The sequence below is a fragment of the Pseudomonas sp. LTJR-52 genome (assembly GCF_003691465.1).
GTDB lineage: Bacteria > Pseudomonadota > Gammaproteobacteria > Pseudomonadales > Pseudomonadaceae > Chryseomonas > Chryseomonas luteola.
In genome coordinates this window covers 2,155,471-2,174,790 of sequence record NZ_CP033105.1, presented here as the reverse complement: position 1 = coordinate 2,174,790, position 19,320 = coordinate 2,155,471, and the positions used below count along the sequence as shown (strand labels likewise).

General features: G+C 57.4%; 20 protein-coding genes and 1 riboswitch. Of the genes, 4 read left to right on the top strand and 16 right to left on the bottom strand.

Annotation, left to right across the window (positions count from 1 at the left end; genetic code table 11):
• Nucleotides 1-132: 132 nt before the first annotated feature.
• Nucleotides 133-1,428, top strand: a complete 1,296-nt coding sequence (locus tag EAW52_RS10165) for an outer membrane protein transport protein (RefSeq protein ID WP_122042313.1) — start codon at nucleotides 133-135, stop codon at nucleotides 1,426-1,428.
• A gap of 44 nt (nucleotides 1,429-1,472) precedes the next feature.
• Here the strand turns inward: EAW52_RS10165 and EAW52_RS10160 are convergent, their stop codons facing one another.
• Genes EAW52_RS10160 through cobO form a run of 10 tightly spaced genes read right to left on the bottom strand, consistent with a single transcriptional unit; the run spans nucleotide 1,473 to nucleotide 10,279 of the window.
• On the bottom strand, nucleotides 1,473-2,207 hold the full coding sequence (locus EAW52_RS10160) for an adenosylcobinamide-GDP ribazoletransferase (RefSeq protein ID WP_122042312.1): 735 nt from the start codon (nucleotides 2,205-2,207) through the stop codon (nucleotides 1,473-1,475).
• A complete protein-coding gene (cobC, locus tag EAW52_RS10155) occupies nucleotides 2,192-2,770 on the bottom strand; it encodes an alpha-ribazole phosphatase family protein (RefSeq protein WP_122042311.1) in 579 nt (192 codons plus the stop codon). Before cobC ends, EAW52_RS10160 begins: the two co-directional genes overlap by 16 nt.
• Nucleotides 2,767-3,822, bottom strand: a complete 1,056-nt coding sequence (gene cobT / locus EAW52_RS10150) for a nicotinate-nucleotide--dimethylbenzimidazole phosphoribosyltransferase (protein ID WP_122042310.1) — start codon at nucleotides 3,820-3,822, stop codon at nucleotides 2,767-2,769. Before cobT ends, cobC begins: the two co-directional genes overlap by 4 nt.
• Nucleotides 3,819-4,340, bottom strand: a complete 522-nt coding sequence (cobU, locus tag EAW52_RS10145) for a bifunctional adenosylcobinamide kinase/adenosylcobinamide-phosphate guanylyltransferase (protein ID WP_122042309.1) — start codon at nucleotides 4,338-4,340, stop codon at nucleotides 3,819-3,821. The genes cobT and cobU overlap by 4 nt, the downstream gene beginning before the upstream one ends.
• A complete protein-coding gene (locus EAW52_RS10140; protein WP_122042308.1) occupies nucleotides 4,337-5,794 on the bottom strand; it encodes a cobyric acid synthase in 1,458 nt (485 codons plus the stop codon). The genes cobU and EAW52_RS10140 overlap by 4 nt, the downstream gene beginning before the upstream one ends.
• Entirely contained in the window at nucleotides 5,791-6,780 is a 990-nt protein-coding gene (cobD, locus tag EAW52_RS10135; protein ID WP_122042307.1) for a threonine-phosphate decarboxylase CobD, read from the bottom strand. Before cobD ends, EAW52_RS10140 begins: the two co-directional genes overlap by 4 nt.
• Nucleotides 6,773-7,681, bottom strand: coding sequence for an adenosylcobinamide-phosphate synthase CbiB (cbiB, locus tag EAW52_RS10130; protein ID WP_122042306.1), 909 nt, complete (start codon nucleotides 7,679-7,681; stop codon nucleotides 6,773-6,775). Before cbiB ends, cobD begins: the two co-directional genes overlap by 8 nt.
• Nucleotides 7,678-8,343 (bottom strand): 5,6-dimethylbenzimidazole synthase, encoded by a 666-nt coding sequence (gene bluB, locus EAW52_RS10125; protein WP_122042305.1) that lies wholly within the window; start codon nucleotides 8,341-8,343, stop codon nucleotides 7,678-7,680. Before bluB ends, cbiB begins: the two co-directional genes overlap by 4 nt.
• The gene (locus tag EAW52_RS10120) at nucleotides 8,340-9,641 is read right to left on the bottom strand and encodes a cobyrinate a,c-diamide synthase (protein ID WP_177411900.1); all 1,302 of its coding nucleotides are present in this window, start codon (nucleotides 9,639-9,641) and stop codon (nucleotides 8,340-8,342) included. Before EAW52_RS10120 ends, bluB begins: the two co-directional genes overlap by 4 nt.
• The gene (gene cobO, locus EAW52_RS10115; protein WP_122042304.1) at nucleotides 9,638-10,279 is read right to left on the bottom strand and encodes a cob(I)yrinic acid a,c-diamide adenosyltransferase; all 642 of its coding nucleotides are present in this window, start codon (nucleotides 10,277-10,279) and stop codon (nucleotides 9,638-9,640) included. The genes EAW52_RS10120 and cobO overlap by 4 nt, the downstream gene beginning before the upstream one ends.
• 116 nt (nucleotides 10,280-10,395) lie before the next feature.
• Nucleotides 10,396-10,593, bottom strand: a riboswitch (cobalamin riboswitch).
• Between the two features lie 215 nt (nucleotides 10,594-10,808).
• Between cobO and EAW52_RS10110 the strand changes: the two genes are divergently transcribed.
• Entirely contained in the window at nucleotides 10,809-11,174 is a 366-nt protein-coding gene (locus EAW52_RS10110) for a YggL family protein (protein WP_010794739.1), read from the top strand.
• 55 nt (nucleotides 11,175-11,229) lie between these two features.
• Here the strand turns inward: EAW52_RS10110 and EAW52_RS10105 are convergent, their stop codons facing one another.
• Nucleotides 11,230-12,201 (bottom strand): restriction endonuclease, encoded by a 972-nt coding sequence (locus tag EAW52_RS10105; RefSeq protein WP_122042303.1) that lies wholly within the window; start codon nucleotides 12,199-12,201, stop codon nucleotides 11,230-11,232.
• Between the two features lie 460 nt (nucleotides 12,202-12,661).
• Between EAW52_RS10105 and EAW52_RS10100 the strand changes: the two genes are divergently transcribed.
• Entirely contained in the window at nucleotides 12,662-13,528 is an 867-nt protein-coding gene (locus tag EAW52_RS10100) for a metallophosphoesterase (protein WP_122042302.1), read from the top strand.
• A gap of 6 nt (nucleotides 13,529-13,534) precedes the next feature.
• Here the strand turns inward: EAW52_RS10100 and EAW52_RS10095 are convergent, their stop codons facing one another.
• Genes EAW52_RS10095 through EAW52_RS10085 form a run of 3 tightly spaced genes read right to left on the bottom strand, consistent with a single transcriptional unit; the run spans nucleotide 13,535 to nucleotide 17,504 of the window.
• Nucleotides 13,535-15,778 (bottom strand): molybdopterin cofactor-binding domain-containing protein, encoded by a 2,244-nt coding sequence (locus EAW52_RS10095; RefSeq protein ID WP_122042301.1) that lies wholly within the window; start codon nucleotides 15,776-15,778, stop codon nucleotides 13,535-13,537.
• Nucleotides 15,775-16,257, bottom strand: a complete 483-nt coding sequence (locus EAW52_RS10090) for a (2Fe-2S)-binding protein (protein WP_122042300.1) — start codon at nucleotides 16,255-16,257, stop codon at nucleotides 15,775-15,777. Before EAW52_RS10090 ends, EAW52_RS10095 begins: the two co-directional genes overlap by 4 nt.
• Complete coding sequence (locus tag EAW52_RS10085; protein WP_256680776.1) at nucleotides 16,254-17,504, bottom strand: cytochrome c; 1,251 nt, start codon at nucleotides 17,502-17,504, stop codon at nucleotides 16,254-16,256. The genes EAW52_RS10090 and EAW52_RS10085 overlap by 4 nt, the downstream gene beginning before the upstream one ends.
• 266 nt (nucleotides 17,505-17,770) lie before the next feature.
• Between EAW52_RS10085 and EAW52_RS10080 the strand changes: the two genes are divergently transcribed.
• Complete coding sequence (locus tag EAW52_RS10080; protein ID WP_122042299.1) at nucleotides 17,771-18,277, top strand: hypothetical protein; 507 nt, start codon at nucleotides 17,771-17,773, stop codon at nucleotides 18,275-18,277.
• A 40-nt stretch (nucleotides 18,278-18,317) separates the two neighbouring features.
• On the opposite strand, the gene EAW52_RS10075 is transcribed toward EAW52_RS10080, so the two are convergent.
• The gene (locus EAW52_RS10075; RefSeq protein ID WP_010794746.1) at nucleotides 18,318-18,638 is read right to left on the bottom strand and encodes a hypothetical protein; all 321 of its coding nucleotides are present in this window, start codon (nucleotides 18,636-18,638) and stop codon (nucleotides 18,318-18,320) included.
• Nucleotides 18,639-18,708: 70 nt separating this feature from the next.
• Complete coding sequence (locus EAW52_RS10070; protein ID WP_122042298.1) at nucleotides 18,709-19,272, bottom strand: C40 family peptidase; 564 nt, start codon at nucleotides 19,270-19,272, stop codon at nucleotides 18,709-18,711.
• Nucleotides 19,273-19,320: the final 48 nt, after the last annotated feature.

Genomic DNA, 19,320 nt, shown 5'->3' with positions numbered 1-19,320 from the left:
GGTAGTCTTTTTTGAATAACGGCCAATAGACTGTTAAAACCTTTTTTGAGCGATACGCTCGTCGTGGCTGTTGGTAAAAGGTCACCGTTCTGATAGTTTCCGCCCGCGTCATCTTCTGGAGTTGCGCTAACAATGAAAACAACAGGGTTGAAAACAGCAATTGCGCTGGCTGTCGCCAGTTTTTCTAGCCTTAGCCTTGCCAACGGCATTGCCATCAACGAGCAAAGCGCCAGTGGCATGGGGACTTCCTTTGCCGGTCGTTCGTCCTCTGCATTGGATGCTTCGACCGTTTTTGGTAACCCGGCTGGCATGTCCAAGCTCAAGCGTACTGAAATCAGCGGCGGAGCGGCCGTAATTGATGCCAGTAGCGATTTTAGTAATGTGCGTTCGAATGCGCGTGGCACCAACGAAGGGGATATGGTGCCGACATCCGCCGTTCCGTTCGGCTACGTTGTAACACCACTTAATGATGATTGGCACTTTGGTCTGGGTATCTATGTACCCTACGCGCTGATCAGTGACTATGAAAATAGTTTCCAGGGTCGTTATCACGGATCGTACAGCAAGGTTGAGGTCATTACAGTCCAACCAACGCTGAGCTACAAGATCAATGACCGCGTATCCGTTGGCTTTGGTCCTACGATCAACCGAATCGCTGGCAAGCTGGAAAGCAACTTGTCCCTTGCGCCCTTGGGTGGCGGTGATGCGGAAGTCAAAATCAAGGGCGATGATGTTGCGCTGGGCTACAACATTGGCGTGCTGGCCGATGTAACGGATCAGTTAGCGGTCGGGGTCACCTACCACTCCAAAGTGAAATACAAGTTGGAGGGCCATACCAAGGCCAGTGGCGTGTCCAGTCTGTCTCCCGTCGTAAATCGTCTGATCAGCCCGCTGAATGGCAAGTACGATGCCGAGCTGGATATCACTACCCCTGAATCGCTGGATACATCCTTTACTTACAAGCTTGACGATCGCTGGACACTATACGGTGGCGCAACCTGGACCCGTTGGAGCCGTCTAGACAAGCTGGAAGTACAAAACAGTGGAACGCCTACAGTACCTACTCTGGGCAATGTCCTTGGCACAGTGGATGAAGAACTCAAATGGCACGACACTTGGTCCTATGCCATCGGTGCTTCCTATCAGCTGAACCCCCAATGGGTACTGCGCACTGGTTTCGCAATCGATCCGTCGCCAACCGACAACGAATACCGCAACGTGCGTATTCCGGTGGGTAATCGCAAGACCGTATCGATTGGTGCAGGCTGGTCACCTTCGCCTGATCTGACCGTTGATATTGCCTATGCCTACCTATGGGAAGACAAGGCCTCGATCAATCGTGAAGCGACTGCTTTACAGCCGGCCTACAGTGCCAAGGTTGAAAACAGCGCCCATGGCTTGGCCGCTCAGGTCAGCTATCGCTTCTGATAGACACGTATGAAAAAACGCCGCCCTTGAGGCGGCGTTTTTATTCAGGTACTCGTCAGGGCTAGCGCAACCAGAACACCGCACTCAAGCAACTCGACCAGCGCACCCGCCGTATCGCCAGTAGTCCCGCCCAGGCGTGTCATGAATGCTCGACGAAGCCACAGAAAGAGCAGCACTGCCATCAGCAAAGCGATCAAGCTTTCTCGTATCACGAGCAACATGGCGATGACATGGGCGGCCAGTACAAGGCGCAGCAACCGCTTCGGCATGTGATCGACCAGCACCTGACCCAAGCCTCCCGGCCTTGCGTAAGGGGTCACGAGTAGCAGTCCAGGCAGAGCAACTCGCGCAAGCCAGGGAACTAGGAGGACGGCATCCAACTGGTGGTGCTCAAGCAGTACGTAAAGCGCCGCGAACTTGAGCAAGAGCACAATGATCACTGCAACGACCGCAATCGGGCCGGAGCGAGGGTCCTTCATGATTGTCAGGGTGCGTTCACGGTCACCAAAGCCACCGATCCAGGCATCTGCCGTGTCCGCCAGGCCATCCAGATGCAGCGCACCGGTCAGCGCGACCCATACAGCCAGAACAATAGCGGCCTGCAATACCGGAGCCGCTTGCCCGAGCAGGTTGCCAAGCAGCCATAAAATGGTACCCACCAGCACGCCTACCATGGGGTACCACAATAAAGACTCACCGGTTTTCTCGGGTGGAGGCATGCCGGGCAGGCGTACCGGCAGACGAGTCAAGAACTGTAGGGCAATCAGGAAGGGCAGCATGGTGGGTACGTGTCGCTCAAAGCAGACGCCTCAAAAGCATGAAGACTGGCATAAGGAACTTCTACTTGAAGCAGATCCTTACGAGGTAGTCCCTGCTGCCGTGCCAGCAACAACCGGATAACGCCGCCATGGGTTACCACTAGTGCGCGCGTATCCGCTGTACGCCTGACTATACGCTCCATGGCGCCTAGGACACGCTGTTCGAACGTGGCCACTGGCTCTCCATTGGGCGGCGTAAAACTGTAGGGATCAGCCCAGAACTGGCCTAGGGCATCAGCCTGACCCTCCATCAGTTCGGCAGCGGTACGCCCCTCCCAATCGCCAAAGTCCAACTCGCGCAGGTCAGGCTCAAGTTTGCATTCCACGTCCTGCATACTCGCCAGCCACTCGGCAAAGGCTCGGCACCGCTCAAGGGGCGAGCTGATAATCAACTCCCATGGCGGTAATGCCAAGGCCGCGGCCCGCATACTGGACCACCCCTGCTCCGACAGTGGATGATCCAGACGCCCGCGAAAACCGCCCGGCCCTTGTGTTTCCCCATGTCTGAACAGAAACAGGCTCATGCCGGGCGATCCGATACGCTGGCCTCGGCAAAGGTCGCCATTTCGCCATGCAGGCGACACGCCAACTGAAGCAAGGGCACCGCCAATGCTGCACCGCTTCCCTCCCCCAGACGCAGCCCCAGCTCAATCAGCGGCTGAGCGTTGAGTGCTTCAAGCACAAGTGCATGGCCCGGCTCGGCTCCGCTGTGAGCAAACAGCAGCCACTCACGCCCGGTGGGGCTCATTCGTACGGCGCACAAGGCGGCAACAGAGCTGATGAACCCATCGACCAACGCCGGAACCCCCTCCTGCATGCAGGCAAGGTAAGCGCCGGTCAACGCGGCAATCTCGAAGCCACCCAGACGGCGCAACACCTTTAGTGGGTTACTCAATGACTCTGCATGGCGTAGCAGACCACGCTGGATAACCGCGACCTTCAAGGCGATGCCATCTGCATCGAGTCCGGTTCCCGGCCCCGTCATCGCGAGGGGTGAAGCTTCCAGCAATGCACAAGCCATAGCGCTGGCCGCTGTGGTGTTGCCAATCCCCATCTCACCACCGATAAACAGCTGAGCGCCGCTTGCCTTGGCTTTCTGGACGCTGTCTCGTCCTGCCTGCAGAGCTGCCTCGCATTGAGCAACAGTCATGGCCGGCTCGCGAGTAAAGTTGGCCGTACCTGGACCAAGAGGACGATCAATAACGCCTGGCAACGCCTCCATGGGCTCGGCAGTTCCTAGATTAATGACCTCCAGCGGAGCCTTGAGCGAACGCGCCAGGACACTAATAGCAGCGCCACCGCCGACGAAATTACGCAGCATTTCGCCTGTCACCGCCTGAGGATAGGCAGACACACCTTCCTCCACGACACCGTGATCCCCCGCGAAGACACTGATTGCCACATGCTCGATAACAGGCCGCTCACGTCCCTGCATCGCCGCCAGATCAATCGCAACCTGCTCCAGCAGCCCGAGAGCGCCACGCGGCTTGGTAAGCTGCGCCTGGCGGGCCGTCGCCAACTGGCGGGCCCGCTCATCCAATGGCTGACAGGGTGCCTGCCACCAGTACTGCGTCATAAAGAAGCTCCTTTGAGCGTCATTGGCAAACCTGCCACGGTCAACACAACACGATCACACTGCTCGGCCAGCGCCTGGTGCAGCCAGCCCGCCTCATCAACATAGCGCCGGGTTAGCTCACCCAGCGGCACTACTCCCATGCCAGTCTCGTTGCTGACCAGAATGATATGGCCTGGTAGTTCGGATAGGGCTTCCAGCAAGGCCGCTCGCTCCCGGGCGAGCATAGTGGCATCCTCTGCCATTAGAAGATTGGTCAGCCAGAGGGTCAGGCAATCCACCAGAAGACAGCGCCCAGTCGAAGCATGAGCTTGCAGCACCGCAGCTAGATAAAGAGGCTCTTCCAGCAGTCTCCACTCAACGGGGCGGCGGTCGGCATGCTGGGCAATTCGGATACGCATTTCGCCGTCCCAGGCCTGGGCCGTCGCAATGTAGATGACATCCAGACCTGAGTCAGTGGCCAATTTTTCTGCAAGGCGACTCTTGCCCGAACGCGCGCCCCCCAGAATCAATTCCTTCATTGGTTTATTCCACATAAAGCACGCAATTTCGCGGTGTCCAGATGCTGGTCGACCAAGTCCGCCAGCCGTTCGAGATCGCGCTCGCGCAAAGCATGGTAGTCGACACGTTCAGGCGTGGTCAGCCCCGCCCAGCGCAACAAGGCGGTGCACGCATCAGGCGACTCGAACAACCCATGCAGGTAGGTTCCCATGATCAGCCCGTCTTCGCTCAGTGCGCCATCGCAGCGACCATCATCCAGGATAATGGCAGGTCGCTCCAAGGCGGCCCCTTCGGTGACTCCCGCATGAATCTCGTACCCTGTTACGGCAGACCGGGTAGCCGCCAGGCACCCCGCGACATTACGGAGTTGTTTTTCAGCGGCCAGCTCGGTGTTCATGTCGAGCACGCCCAAACCTGTGCTGTCACCTGGATCACCTTCCAACCCGAGCGGGTCACTTACGGTACGGCCCAGCATCTGATAGCCGCCACAAATACCCAGCACGCGTCCTCCATAACGGAGATGCCGTTGAATATCAGTATTCCACCCCTGTTTGCGCATGAAGGCCAGATCGCCTCGCACGCTTTTTGACCCAGGAAGAATGATCAGGTCGCAAGGCGGTAGCGCCTGACCTTGTCTTACAAAACTGATTTCGACTTGGGGATGCAGCCTTAACGGATCGAAGTCAGTATGGTTGCTGATGCGTGGAAACACCGGCACCACTACTCGGATAACCTCGTCCCGCTTGGCGATCTGTCGCGTATCGACCGCATCTTCGGCTTCGAGATGCAGGTCGTGCAAGTAAGGCAGAACACCCAGCACCGGCTTGCCCGTCCGCGCTTCCAGCCAGTCCAGGCCCGGCTTGAGCAATGCGATATCGCCGCGGAAACGGTTGATGACGAAACCGGCTACACGCTGCTGCTCCGACTCGCTAAGAAGCTCTAGCGTGCCCACGAGATGGGCGAAGACACCGCCCCGGTCGATATCGGCGATCAGGATAACCGGGCAGTCCACGCGCTCGGCAAACCCCATGTTGGCAATATCGCCTTCACGCAGGTTGATCTCTGCGGGCGAGCCTGCTCCTTCCACCATGATCACCTCGTATCGGCCGGCCAGACGCGCATGGGATTCCAGCACCGCTTCGCGAGCGATACGCTTGTAGCCGTGATAGGTCTTGGCATCCATCGTAGCCACTGCACGACCATGAATAATGACCTGTGCGCCGATGTCCGTATTGGGTTTAAGCAACACGGGATTCATATCTGTATGCGGCGCGACTCCACAGGCTTGAGCCTGTACAGCCTGGGCGCGCCCTATCTCACCATGGTCTGCCGTGACGGCACTGTTGAGAGCCATGTTTTGTGGTTTGAACGGTACGACAGCCACTCCCTGGCGTTTGAGCCAGCGGCATAAACCGGCGACCAAGGTGCTCTTGCCGGCATCGGAGGTGGTGCCTTGCACCATCACGGTTGTCATAAGGAATCCTTGTATGCCTGCAAAGCCAGGGTGAGTCGCATCCACCCGGCTTCGTCACCGGGAAGACCAAAGCGGATGCCCGCTATTGAGGGGAAAAAACGCGTGAGAATGGCTCGTCTGGCCAGGAACTCATGAAGCGCCTCAGCATCGGGTCGAGACAACCATTGAAACAGACCGCATCCGCCATCAGGGACCAGCTCGTGAGCGGTCAATACATCAGCCAGGCGCTGCCCTGCCGTCGCAAGCCTCTTGAGCTGCCGGTCATGACCACGCTTATCGAGCAGAATTTCACGTGCCACGGCCCGAGCTGGACCACTGACTGTCCAAGGGCCCAAAACATCGTCCAGTCGCTCCAGCAAGTTCGCTTCAGCCAGCACAAAGCCCAGACGGATACCGGCAAGACCGAAGAATTTCCCGAAAGACCGCAGTACGATCAATCCTGGCCGATCCGCCCATGAAGCCAGACTGTAAGCGGGAGAGAGATCCATGAACGCCTCATCCACGACAAGCCAACCACCCCGGTCGGTCAGCTTGGCATGCCAGCGGAGCAGCCGCTCAGGCTCGATAAGCTGTCCGGTAGGATTGTTCGGGTTGACCAGAACCAAGACGTCAAGCGTGCTTAGCGCTGCCTCTACATCGTCGAGTGATAGGGGTACAACATAATGCCCTGCTCGCTCCCAGGCCTGCTCGTGTTCGGCGTAACAGGGTGCCAGTACGCCTACTCGCCCCTCAGGACGAAGTGTGGGAAGAGCCTGGATGGCCGCCTGCGAGCCGGCAGCAGGCAGCACCCGTGGAGCCCTGTAGTAACAAGTAGCAGCCTCCTCCAGGCCATCGTTTGTCTCGGGCAGACGCGCCCAGGCTGATAACGGTATGTGGGGTATTGGCCAGGGCATAGGCGCAAGCCCTGTCGACAGGTCCAGCCAATCCTCCAACGCGATACCATAACGCTGCGCAGCCTTGCGCAGACGTCCGCCATGCTCAAGCACTGATCACGCCTCCCAGTACGATAACTGCCATCCAGAGCATGACTCCCCGACGGACGAGCAGCATTGCCATATCGATACTGTGCGCTGTGGGTGCAGGCCCTAATCCCAGAACAGGCCGATCATGTAGCTCGCCGTGATAGCGCGCTGGACCACCCAGTGTCACGCCCAGCGCACCGGCGCCCGCCGCCATGACCGGACCGGCATTGGGACTGTCCCAACGAGGCGCCTGTGTTCGCCAGCAATGCAGAGCGGAGCCAAAGTTACCCAACAGTGCATACGTCAATGCCACCAGACGCGCCGGCACGTAGTTGAGCCCATCATCTATGCGTGCAGCCGCCCAGCCAAAGCGTTCGAAGCGGGTATTGCGATAGCCCCACATGGCATCCAGCGTATTGGCCAAGCGGTATAGAACAACACCCGGGGCGCCTAACAGGACAAACCAGAAGAGAGCCGCAAAAACAGCGTCGCTTCCGTTTTCCAGTACGGATTCCGTACCTGCCCGCGCGACAGCCTCTTCATCCAGCTCACGGGTTTCCCGGCTGACCACATAGCCAACACGCCGCCGCGCCTCCTCCAGGTTATTACGCCGTAGCGCCAGCGCGATGGGCTTGGCATGCTCGCCCAAGCTTTTAAGGCCAAGCGCGAAGTACAGCGCCAGCGCCTCAACCAGCCAGCCTACGTAGGGAATCTGATCGAGTAGCGCTACCAAGACGACCCACGGTAGTACAGCCATGCACCAGGCCGTCAGCCCGTGACTGCGCCAGCCGCCACCGCCTGGATTGAAACGGCGCTCCAGCGCGTTTGCCCACCGACCAAATCCCACCAGAGGATGCCAACGTCGAGGCTCGCCCAGTATCGTATCCAGCAGCACACCTAAAAAGGTGGTCAGGGCCAGAATCATGTCTTTTCAGTCTCCTTGACAGAACCCCAGCGGTTTTCAAACACGAGCTCATCCAACGGGCGAGCCGTTCGCCAACCCTCCTCGACCAGCATGGGCTGATTGTAGAAGGCCTCGACAGGCCCAAGACACAGGATGGCCAGCGGCTTGCTGCCTTCAGGCATCCCCAGCAGTTCAGCCACCGCAGCCGGGTCGAACAGCGAAACCCACCCCATCCCAAGCCCCTCCGCCCGGGCGGACAACCATAGATTCTGGATCGCACAAGACAGCGATGCCACGTCCATTTCAGGCAGCGTACGGCGTCCGAAGATATGGGCTTCTCGCCCCTCCATGAGGGCAGCCACCAGCAGCTCGGCACACTCTTTTATGCCTTCCACCTTGAGCCGCATGAATTCATCGCTACGCTCACCCAGCGCCTCTGCCGTGCAGACACGCTCGGACTCGACCAGCCGGTAAAGCTCGGCACGCAGCCCCTGGTCAGTAATGCGCATGAAGCGCCATGGCTGCATGAGGCCTACGCTTGGCGCTTGATGAGCAGCGCTCAACAGCCGCCGCAGCTGATCCTCCGGCACATGGCCGCCACTGAAATGACGCATGTCACGTCGTTCGGCGATAGCACGATAGACGCCGGCCTGCTCGGCGGAAGGAAAGGCGTGAGGATTCATGGTGCTAGCAGGGCAGCCGCCGTTTCGGGGGCGGATGGCATGTAGAAGTGAATGTAGCTGGCAGTCAGGCGGCCCTGTTGGAACACCGACTCCGCCGTGGCCTTGCCATTGGGACAGATACCACGCAACGTTGGAGCCAGTGGCGATTCCAAGGATGAGTGATGATACGTATGGCCACGCAAGGTGCCGCTCTCGAAGGCAACACTTTGCAGCGCCAGTGCAGTAAGACGTGGCTGCAAGGTGGCTTCCCCTTCAAGAAGTCCAACCATCTCGCCCTGCTCGCCTGTCTTGTCAGCCAGGCGCTCCAGCAGATAGAGCATCCCCCCGCATTCGGCCAGAATGGGCTTGCCTGCGGCATGATGCGCCCGAATAGCAGACTGCATGGCGGTATTTCCAGACAGCTGTTGAATATGTAATTCAGGATAACCGCCCGGCAAGTAGAGACTGTCTACTTCCGGTAACTGCTGGTCCTGCAACACTGAAAAATGCCGAATCTCAGCGCCCATGGCGCGTAGAAGATCAAGGTTCGCCTGATACAGAAACGACAGTGCCGCGTCGCGTGCCACCCCGATGCGTACATCTGCCAGCAGCGGTTCGACGCTCTTCTTCATAGGGGCCTGAAACAGCACAGGCTCCGGTAGTGAGGTATCGGCACTGGCAGCAATGGCATCGGCCGCAGCGTCCAGACGTGCATCCAGATCCGACAACTCGTCAGCCTGGATCAGCCCAAGATGCCGGCTCGGCAACTCGATACCCGAGTTGCGCGGCAAGGCACCAAACCAGCGCATACCGCTTGGCAAACTGGCCTTGAGCAGCTCGGTCTGCCGGGCGCTGGAGCCACGATTGGCCAGTACGCCAGCAAAGGGCAGATCCGCCTGATAATGTGCAAGACCGTAGGCTAATGCCCCAAAGGTCTGCGCCATGCCGGTCGCCTCAATAATACCCAGTACCGGCACATTGAAGCGACGTGCCAGGTCCGCACTAGACGGCGTGCCGTCAAACAGCCCCATGACGCCTTCGATAAGGATCAGATCAGCTTCGCCTGCCGCTTCCCATAGCAGCCGGCGACTTTCTTCCTCCCCTACCATCCACAAGTCAAGCTGGTACACCGGCGCACCGCTCGCACGGGCCAGGATCATGGGATCGAGAAAGTCCGGGCCGCACTTGAATACACGGACCTTGCGGCCCTGTCTTGTATGCAGACGTGCCAGGGCTGCCGTTACACTGGTCTTGCCCTGGCCGGAGGCCGGCGCGGCAACCAGGAGCGCCGGACACCGACGATGATCATGCAGGTTCAAAATTCGATTCCTTTCTGGGCGCGAATGCCGCTCTGGAAGGCATGCTTGACCAAGCCCATTTCACTGACGGTATCAGCCGCGTCGATCAGCGCCTGCGGTGCACCGCGCCCCGTTACGACAACGTGTTGGGAGACCGGACGCGCCTCGATATCCGCCAGCACGTCTTCAACTTTCAGGTAGCCATGCTTGAATGCGATATTCAGTTCATCAAGCACTACGAGTGCTATTTCAGGATCACTCAATAATGCTTTGGCCACAGCCCAGGCACTGGCAGCGTTTTCGATGTCCCGTTGACGATCCTGGGTCTCCCACGTGAATCCCTGGCCCATCACATGGTAACGGACCTCCTCGGGGAACCGCTGGAAGAACATCTGCTCACCGGTACTGACGCGTCCCTTGATGAACTGTACGACGCCCACTTTCAGTCCATGCCCCAAGGCTCGGGCCACCATGCCAAAGGCAGAGCTGCTCTTGCCCTTGCCGATACCGGTGTGTACCAGCAGCAAGCCTCGCTCATTCTGTGCATTGGCGATCCGCTCGTCCATGACAGCTTTCTTACGGACCATTCGCTCGCGGTGGCGCTCATTGCGCGCATTATCGACGGGTAACGAGGTGGGGGTTTCTGGGGTATCGCTCATGACGCTCTCCTTCAGGCAAGGGCTGAGGCGAACGGAAAGATCTGCTCCGCAAGGATACAGACGAGGCAACGACGCACAACACCATTAGCCCTGTGCGACGATCAATGCCCTCCGCATTGCCGTGTAACGCCTGAGGCCGGTCTCCGGGCTCGTGAGCGGAAAACTCCTCCGCCGCGCCTTCCCAGACAGCTGTCCAGTGGCCTGTGCGACGTTCAACTCACCTACCGTTGCGGGGGCAGCGCCGGCTTGCTACCGGCTTCCCTGTTTCACCTCGTCGACCCATGTCACGAGGCACCTCAAGCAGACGCGCAGGTTACGGGCAAGCCCTGGGAGCGTCAACGAAAGTCATGGCAAATGGGGATAAATCTTTGCGCAAAAAATCCACCGGCGCGACAGATTCATTTCGCTTTATCGTCACCGCGCTATCATATTTGATAGCCATGCTGGCTGAAGCTGGTGATAATGCGCCGCTTTCCATCCAGTCAAACCCTTTGGCTGGCCATGAAGTTATCGAGCTACAGGTCTCCCTATGTCCGAATCTACTGCCAACGATCCCCGTCTTAGCCGCATGAAGCGCCGTATCCGCAAGAAGCTCTATCTGGGCGAGTTCCAGGAACTGGCATTCGAGCTCAAGGCTGACTTCAAGGAATCGCTTGAAGACGAAGCGCTAGAAGCGCTGCTGAGCGATTTCGTCGATTTCGTCGAGTCCCGTAACCTGGACTACATGGGTGGCTTCGGCGAAACCTGGATCGAAGGCACTATCATGGCAAACAAGCGCTACGGCTCGCCCACCGAGGAAGACCGTCAGGCCCTGACCGATTGGCTCAAGGCACGCAAGGAAGTGGCAAGCGCTTCTGCCAGCGAACTCTACGATGCCTGGCACTTTGAAGAGTAACAGGTCATCGTGAAAAGCCCCGGCCAGTGCCGGGGCTTTTTTATTTCTGCTGCGTTCAGGAGGCTGGCCAGTAGATCCGTGTCAAGGGAATCAGAGATTTCAGCTCCAGATCCAGAGACTCGTAATGCACCAGAAGCATGTCGACTAACTGATCCATGTCCATCAGAGCCACCAATTGACCGGCGCGCTCGGCCTCATAGATGGCCTCCTGGCTGAAGCCGCATGTACTGACAAAAATACCCTTGTCGTCAGCCTTCAGACAGTTCAGAAGCGCTCGCAAAGTCTCACCGCCTACAATACCGTGACGATGCTGAACCTGGACCTTTACATGAGGGGGATGCAGACCCAAGCCATCCAGGGAGGCCTCAATAGCCAGGCTGCCACTGGACGCAGGAGGCTGTTTGGTGATAAATCCCATGGCGCGTACCAGACCGGACACCAGTTGGATGATCTGCGCCTCGGAAAGACGATCGAGCCGATCAGCAATCAGTTCGCGAGCCTGTGCTTCCATATTCTGTCGAGCACTCAGGATAGTGTCGGCCTCCTGCTCGCCCGGCTGAAAATCACCACGGCTGAGTGAGTCGAGCTGCTGCCAGATTTCCTGGCGCAACTGACAGCCCTGCACCGCATTCAATGCATTGCGCGCCTTGACGCTGAGCTGCGCACGGGGAATCTGTGCATACCACCTGACTTGTCTCAGGTTGGGCCACTCCTCGCATTCATGCGGATCATAGCTGTACCCACCTGTAACATGTCCCAGCCAGTACTGACGCGTCCTGTGGTCATACACGACTAAGGCATCGCCTACCCTGATGTCGTGGGTCAGCGTCTTGAGCGCCGACGCCCACGTATCCAACATTGACTCACTATGCTGGGTCGTATACTCGGAAAGCTTGATCTTGATTGCTTTTTCATCAGGATAAGCCCGCAGATCGCCCAGCTTGGGCCAACCCAGCGCAATTATCCCACGCCGCAACGCCTCGTTAAGCGCGCGCCCTTCCACCTCAATCTTCCACGCTTGATTCATAGCGATGCGCTTCCATTAACCTACAGACACCTCCTGTTTGAAGGTACCCGCACATTCCGGTGAGAAATCAGTAATCAGGTTTGTAACCAGACCAAAATCCGGGAAGCGATGACGTCTAAAACGCCCGTGATATGTTACAAATCGTGAGCCATGAAGTACTGCTAATCGTTGATAGGGACAAGCTGCGGCAGCAGATTACTGCTCAATGATGAGAAACTGTCCGCAAGTTTTTGGATAAAAACATCACATATTTTTCCTTGCACCATGCGAAGGAACATCGGTGTCGTTTTTCATCGATAATGCCGTTTGAACGTTTAAACGAATAACGGCTAACTCAAGACGCCCATGCAAGTGGAATTGCCTAACCACTTACAGCCTCTTAACCGTTAAATCAGGCCAGACAATCGAATTCTCGCCGCCCATTAGCGTCGTAACTTCACACTGACAGCATGCATTTCCCATGACAACGATTCTGCAAATCTCCGATACTCACTTCGGTACCGAACAACAACCCGTACTTGATGCGCTGGAAGATCACGTACGTGAACATGGCGCCGACTTGCTGATTCTTTCAGGAGATATCACACAGCGAGCCCGTGACAAGCAGTTCGAAGCCGGGCTGGCTTACGTGCAGCGTCTTGAGAAATATGGCATTCCAGCTACCCTGGTAATACCAGGCAACCACGACATTCCGCTTTATAACCTCTTTGCCCGCTTCATGACGCCCTATGCCAACTACCAGCGTCATTTTGGAAACGACCTTGAGCCTACCTATGAAGATGAAGATCTTCTGGTCATTGGGTTGAACACTACGCACCCCAAGCGGCGCAAGGACGGAGCGGTTACATCCGAGCAGATTCAACGCGTCGTCGACCGCTTGAACAAGACCTCAAAGGAAAAGCTGCGCATCGTTGTAGCACATCAACCCTTTGGCGCCATGGTTCTGAGTGACTTGAGCAATCTGCAGGGCGCTGCAGGAGATGCGCTTACCGCCTGGGCCGACGCCGGCCTAGACCTGGTAATGGGAGGCCATATCCACCTCCCTTATGTTCTTCCCCTAAGCGGCCAGTACCCTGAGCTTTCCCGAGAGATATGGATTGTGCAGGCAGGCACGACGCTCTCCTCTCGCGTACGTGGCAGTGCACCCAACTCCTTCAATCGACTGATCGTAGGCAACGGTGAAACCAAATGCGTGGAGGTAGAGCGCTGGGACTTCATCGACGAGCGCTTTACGGTTGCCGAGCGCTTCAACCTGACCTGGAAGGCAGAAGAGCAGGCGCTGGAGACGGATCGTCATGAGGTCCTGGTGCCCGGCGGTCAGCAGTAAGAAGGCTTATGCGTGCATGGCATTGGTCAGGCGCGCTCTTGTCAGAGGTACCTGCCGCAGCCGTAACCCTGTCGCATCGAATACCGCGTTGGCAATAGCGGCAGGCACTGCAGCAGACGTTGCTTCACCTGCCCCAACAGAAGGCTGGTCCGGCTGATCGAGCAAGACGATGTCAATCTCTGGCACTTCATGAAAGGCCAACACGGGATAGGCTCCCCACTCAAGACTGGTCACACCGGTAGGGTTGAACGTTACTTCCTGCTTGAGTGTACGGGCGATCGCCTGAATCACATTCCCCTCAATCTGATTCCTAACACCGTCCGGGTTGATGATGAGCCCGCAATCATGGGCAACCGTCACGCGTCTGACCCTTACTCCGGCTGAACTGACATCCACATCAGCGACTACGGCCACATAGGCATTTTCGTTCTCGTATTGAACGTAACTGATCCCGCGGCCCTGTGCGGATTGGCCTTTCCAACGATCAGGACCCTGCTGTCGAGGCGTCCAGCGAGCCTGCCGGGTGGCCGCTTCAAGCACGGCACGGCCGCGAGGATCCTGCAGATAGCGCAGTCGAAACGCCAAGGGATCAACCGACACGGTCCAGGCCAGCTCATCCATGAAGGACTCATTGGCAAAGGTGTTTGCTACCGCTCCCAGACCACGCAGTGCAGAGGGCCGTAGCGGCGAACTCAAAGGGTCGATCCAGTGCGTTTCAACCCGACAGTTCACGAGGGTATAACTGGTGGGCGCGTTACGGTCTCCCCCTGCGTTGGGCCCCTGGACGGCCAGTCCCCGGGAGAGTTGACCGGCCAACAGGGAAGCAGCCCCCGCCTTGGCGCTGGGCCGGGTGACATGGGTAGGCGTCCAGTTCTGGAAGTGCCACGCCACGAGGTCACCGGATTCGTTCATCCCTCCTTGCAGCTGCATCAGCATAGCCGGACCCTTAGGGTTCCAACCATGCTCGTCAGCCCTGGACCACTGCACACGTACCGGACGACCACAGTGCCTGGACAGCAGCGCAGCATCACCCGCGACGTCGTCCGCCCCATTATGTCCATAGCACCCTGAAGCCTGACTATAAATGACATGCACAGCGTGTTCGTCCATACCTAGCAGATTGGCCAAAGCCGACCGTAACGGATAAATGCCTTGAGTACCTGACCAAATGGTTGCCGCGTCAGCTCGTACATCGGCAATAGCGCACGAAGGGCCAATCGAGTCGTGGTTTTGAAAAGGCCAGCGGTACTCAGCCGAGATAACCTGGACAGCTTGTCCCATATGCTTGATGACATCGCCCTGCTCGACCAGCACCTCAGGCTCGCCGGCCACATGGCGTAAGCGGCCGTACAAATCGCCAGGGTTCGGCAACGTGGAGGTATAGCTCCACGTCACTTTGAGCGCACGGGCAGCCTGCATGGCCACCCATTCCTGTTCTGCAACCACACCCACGAAGTTGCCTTCATAGACCAGTTGCGCGCCTGCCGGTAGTTCGCTGGCATCGAGGTGCTCGATTTTTAATCCATCCAGACGGCTGGCGCCCGTTATCGGAGGACGAATCACCCGCCCATGCACCATACCTGGGACAGTTAGGTCATGAATGTAACGAAACTGGCCGAAAATCTTGGCAGGAATATCCACTCGCGGTATGGACTGACCGACGACTCGATAGCTTTCGACCGCTCGAACACTAGCAGTCTTATCTACAGAACGTTCAAAGGCCCCCTGCGTCAGCAGGTCGGAATAACGAATATAACGGCCTGCTGGATCGCCTCGGTAGACCACACACCCATCCACCGTATCGAGCACCGATGTATCGAGCCCCAGGCGACGTGCCCCCTCATTAAAAAGATAATGCCGGGCTGAAGCGGCAGCCTGACGCAATTGGGCACCACCCACCTGAATCGTCTTGCTCCCTGCCGTGATGCCCTGGTTGGGCGTTAACTGGGTATCACCCTGAATCAAGCGAGTGGACTCGAACGAGACGCATAATTCATCTGCCACGATCTGGCGCAATGCGGTCTCAACCCCGGTTCCCAGCTCCACCTTGCCGCTATAGATAATGACGCGGCCATCCTGGCGAATAGCCAACCAGGCGTCGAGCTGCCTGGCGTCCAAGGTTTTCTGCATCTGCTCAGCCGAAAGGTCAGGCATCAATAACTCGGCAGCCCGAACACCGTCAAAGCTGAACCCTACCACCAGAGCGGATAGCCCTTGGAGAAAACAACGGCGCGACACCAGAAAAGTCATAAGCGCTCCTCGCCCTGGCGCATGAGGCCTGCGGCACGCTGGATTGCCTTGACGATGCGCGTATGTGTTCCGCATCCACACAGATTACCGGCAAGCGCCCGTTTGACCTGCTCGTCGGTTGGCGAGGTATTTTGAGAGAGCAATGCCTGTGCACTCATCAACATGCCTGGAATGCAATACCCACATTGCGCGGCCTGCTCATCGATGAACGCCTGCTGCAGAGGGTGTGGTCGGTCTGGCGTGCCCAGGCCTTCAACGGTCACGATAGCCTGGCTTGCCAGTGAGCCGACCGGCACGCAGCAGGAGCGTACAGGGCGACCGTCTGCCAGAACCGTGCAAGCCCCACACTCACTAAGACCGCATCCGAATTTAGGGCTCATGATGCCCAGCTCGTTGCGCAGTACATACAACAGTGGCACCTGCGGATTGACATCGACCTCGTAAGCCGCGCCGTTGACATTCAATTGATGGATTGTCATTGCCCGGCTCCTGCTTCTCGTTGACGGGCTACATCCTGAGCCGAAAACACATGGGTATGGCCACCGAACCGGTGGCCGATATAAGTGGCCAGACTCGCAATCTGATCATCATTCAAGAATGCGCGATAGGCGGGCATAAAAGCCTCATCCTGCATCCCCTTTCGCTCAATCCCTTCAAGCATGACACGAATGAGGTTTGTTCCATCCGGGTCGCGCACAGCCGAGTAGTTTGGAAAAGAGCGCGGATAAGGCCCTCCCAGCCCTTGTCCATCGGGATGATGACAGCTCTCGCATAGCGACACGAATAACGCTTCGGCGTCCGTATTGCCCTGCGTTTCCGGCTTTACGCTTATTTCAGCATGTGCCGGTACGGTGCCCGGCTTTGCAGGCACGCTACGCAAATACGCCACCATGGCCCGCAGGTCTTCGTCCGTCAAAAACCGCAGGCTACCGCTGACAACCTGTGCCATGGGTCCGCCCGCTACCGCCTCCCCACGCTGATGACCATTTCGCAAGTAATTCATCAGCTTTTCGTCACTCCAGCCACCGATACCACGAGGGTCAGACGTGATATTCCAGGCCGTCCATCCCTGCTGGCGCGCACCGGCATAGTGTAGAGAGCGATCCAACCCCTGACTCCAAGTACGGGGCGTATGGCATTCCCCACAGTGCCCTAGCGCCTCGCTCAGATAAGCGCCACGGTTGATCTGTTCGCTCGAAGAAACCTCGTTGAAACGGCCTTCACGGAAATTGAGTAGCTTCCAGCCCTTGATGATCCAACGCTGATCGAAAGGAAAACGCAGCTCATTGGCAGGCGGCGTATAGACAACGCTTGGCCGGGACCTTAGATACGCAAGGATAGACAGAACGTCGTTACGGGATAATTGGGTGTAAGCCGTATAGGGAAACGCCGGGTACAGATGTGCACCATCAGGCCGTATGCCTTTATGCATGGCATTGAGAAACTGGTCGTCGTTCCAGGCACCGATACCAGTCGTATTTTCAGGCGTGATGTTAGTAGAGTAAAGCGTACCGAAGAGAGTGATAAAGGCTACGCCACCGGCGAAGGGCAAGCCGTCCTTACGGGTATGGCAACTCTGACAGTTTCCCAACTGCGTCAGGTATTCGCCCCGTTTCGTATCAATGCTTGCGCCCTCTCCCGCCCAGACAGGGCCATTGAACGCGGCGAGCAATAAAAAAGGCAGGGCTTTACACAAAGCCCGCCCCAAAGGTGGGCTTGACCCCATCGGCTATCGTCCTATTTTTCTATTTTTCACCTGCCCCGATGCAATGGGACGACAGCTGCGATTCGACTCGCCAAGATAAAGGCCGCAAGCGGTCTCTGCAAGCCAAATGGATCAAAACGGATTCGGCAAGCCTAGCGGTTATTATCAAAACCTCAGACTTGTCACCTGCCCAAAATTTACGTACTGCTTACACAAGCCAAACACTTCTTGCAGTTCAACTTGGTAGGGTGCCTTTCCATGATTGCGCATACAACATGGGAGCACATATGCATCTTTTTTCTCTCAGCAAAACAGTTGTTGGCCTCGCAGCTATAGGCATAGCCTGTCTTGCTACGGCAGAGCCGCTTCACAGGCCTGGTCCCGGGTCAGACTGGCGTGCTCCACACAATGCCGGTCCGGCCTTCAACCCAGGCCCCCGGCATGGGCACGGGCTACCAGACTTTGCGCGAGAGGTCTGGATAGGCAGTGCACTCTACTTTTTGGCTGCAGGTACTTACTATGCATGGAATGCCGATCAACAGCGCTATATCGTTGTAACACCACCTGTTCCTACAACAGTCAGTACACAAAGTTATGACGTCATCGCCTACCCGGCTCGCGGCCAGACGCCCGATCAGCAGGCTCGGGATCGATATGAATGCCATAGCTGGGCAGTCACTCAAAGTGGCTTTGATCCAGCCACCGCAACGGCAGCACCGCCAAGCGCAACTACGGATTATTATCGTCGCGCATTGACAGCCTGTCTGGCTGGACGTGGTTATAGCGTCAATTAAAAGAAGGGAAACAAACTATTCTAGCTAACCCGCCCAAGCGTTACCGTTTGGGTACAAAGCCGTCCGGTTTTCGTGACAGCCACTCCACGAATGTTCGTATCCGCTCATCCTCCATGAGGCGCTCACGGCTGTTGTAGGTGAGTGCTAACGCTTTTTCGTCAAACGTGGCATGAATGTGGTTATGGCACGGACGACATACCCACAGCGTTGCCGTAATACGCTCTATACGATCAAAGCGCTTTTGCACGTAGGGCTTGTCATGCAGAGACTTGGGAATCAGATGATGCCGAGTGAGCGGAGCCTTTCGTCCGCAAAGTTCGCAGGCGTCAGGCTGAGGCGGCAGTCGAATCGCGTCTGGCATGAACGGGAAGGAAAATGGGTGTTTCCATCAGATTCAACCGATCCACCTGGAGTTCAAAGCGCCTCTGGTATCAGAGGCGCCCGCCAGCGGCACTGCTGGCCAGGTTAGGTGTAACCAGTACACGTTTGGCATCCAGATAGGACTTCTGCCAGTAACGGGTACTAAGGCTGTCTAGTCTTACCGTTCCGCCAGTACTGGGCGCATGTACGAAGCGCCCTTCACCCACATAGATTCCCGCATGACTGACCTGCTTGCCTCCAGCCGTCGCAAAGAAGACCAGGTCACCGGGCTGCAAGGCCGATTGAGAGATAGAAGGCGCGTTGAGAGTGATCATTTCCCGCGTGGAGCGCGGCAAGCGAATCCCCATGACGTCGCGGTATACGAAATTGATCAGGCCACTGCAATCAAAACCGCTGTCGGGCGTGTTTCCCCCGTAACGGTAAGGCGTCCCAACCAGCCCTATTGCGCGAAACAGAACGTCATCGGCGGCCTGTGAATGGGTATCAAGCTGAACCCTGGAAACAGGCGTTGGCGCAGGAGGCGGAGAAGGCGGCGGAGAAGGCGGCGGAGTGCCGGCACAGGCGGCCAGCAGAATGGTCAGAGCAGTCAGTGCGATACGAGCCAAAGCAGGCATAGGACAATCCATTCACTCTTGCATTCCACCTCGATCGCGCAGCGTTGA

Excerpts from the sequence above, each read along its gene's own strand:
- EAW52_RS10165 (WP_122042313.1), top strand. The coding sequence starts at position 133 with ATGAAAACAACAGGGTTGAAAACAGCAATTGCGCTGGCTGTCGCCAGT.
- EAW52_RS10160 (WP_122042312.1), bottom strand. The coding sequence starts at position 2,207 with ATGCTGCCCTTCCTGATTGCCCTACAGTTCTTGACTCGTCTGCCGGTA.
- cobC (WP_122042311.1), bottom strand. The coding sequence starts at position 2,770 with ATGAGCCTGTTTCTGTTCAGACATGGGGAAACACAAGGGCCGGGCGGT.
- cobT (WP_122042310.1), bottom strand. The coding sequence starts at position 3,822 with ATGACGCAGTACTGGTGGCAGGCACCCTGTCAGCCATTGGATGAGCGG.
- cobU (WP_122042309.1), bottom strand. The coding sequence starts at position 4,340 with ATGAAGGAATTGATTCTGGGGGGCGCGCGTTCGGGCAAGAGTCGCCTT.
- EAW52_RS10140 (WP_122042308.1), bottom strand. The coding sequence starts at position 5,794 with ATGACAACCGTGATGGTGCAAGGCACCACCTCCGATGCCGGCAAGAGC.
- cbiB (WP_122042306.1), bottom strand. The coding sequence starts at position 7,681 with ATGATTCTGGCCCTGACCACCTTTTTAGGTGTGCTGCTGGATACGATA.
- bluB (WP_122042305.1), bottom strand. The coding sequence starts at position 8,343 with ATGAATCCTCACGCCTTTCCTTCCGCCGAGCAGGCCGGCGTCTATCGT.
- cobO (WP_122042304.1), bottom strand. The coding sequence starts at position 10,279 with ATGAGCGATACCCCAGAAACCCCCACCTCGTTACCCGTCGATAATGCG.
- EAW52_RS10110 (WP_010794739.1), top strand. The coding sequence starts at position 10,809 with ATGTCCGAATCTACTGCCAACGATCCCCGTCTTAGCCGCATGAAGCGC.
- EAW52_RS10105 (WP_122042303.1), bottom strand. The coding sequence starts at position 12,201 with ATGAATCAAGCGTGGAAGATTGAGGTGGAAGGGCGCGCGCTTAACGAG.
- EAW52_RS10100 (WP_122042302.1), top strand. The coding sequence starts at position 12,662 with ATGACAACGATTCTGCAAATCTCCGATACTCACTTCGGTACCGAACAA.
- EAW52_RS10095 (WP_122042301.1), bottom strand. The coding sequence starts at position 15,778 with ATGACTTTTCTGGTGTCGCGCCGTTGTTTTCTCCAAGGGCTATCCGCT.
- EAW52_RS10090 (WP_122042300.1), bottom strand. The coding sequence starts at position 16,257 with ATGACAATCCATCAATTGAATGTCAACGGCGCGGCTTACGAGGTCGAT.
- EAW52_RS10085 (WP_256680776.1), bottom strand. The coding sequence starts at position 17,504 with ATGGGGTCAAGCCCACCTTTGGGGCGGGCTTTGTGTAAAGCCCTGCCT.
- EAW52_RS10080 (WP_122042299.1), top strand. The coding sequence starts at position 17,771 with ATGCATCTTTTTTCTCTCAGCAAAACAGTTGTTGGCCTCGCAGCTATA.
- EAW52_RS10075 (WP_010794746.1), bottom strand. The coding sequence starts at position 18,638 with ATGCCAGACGCGATTCGACTGCCGCCTCAGCCTGACGCCTGCGAACTT.
- EAW52_RS10070 (WP_122042298.1), bottom strand. The coding sequence starts at position 19,272 with ATGCCTGCTTTGGCTCGTATCGCACTGACTGCTCTGACCATTCTGCTG.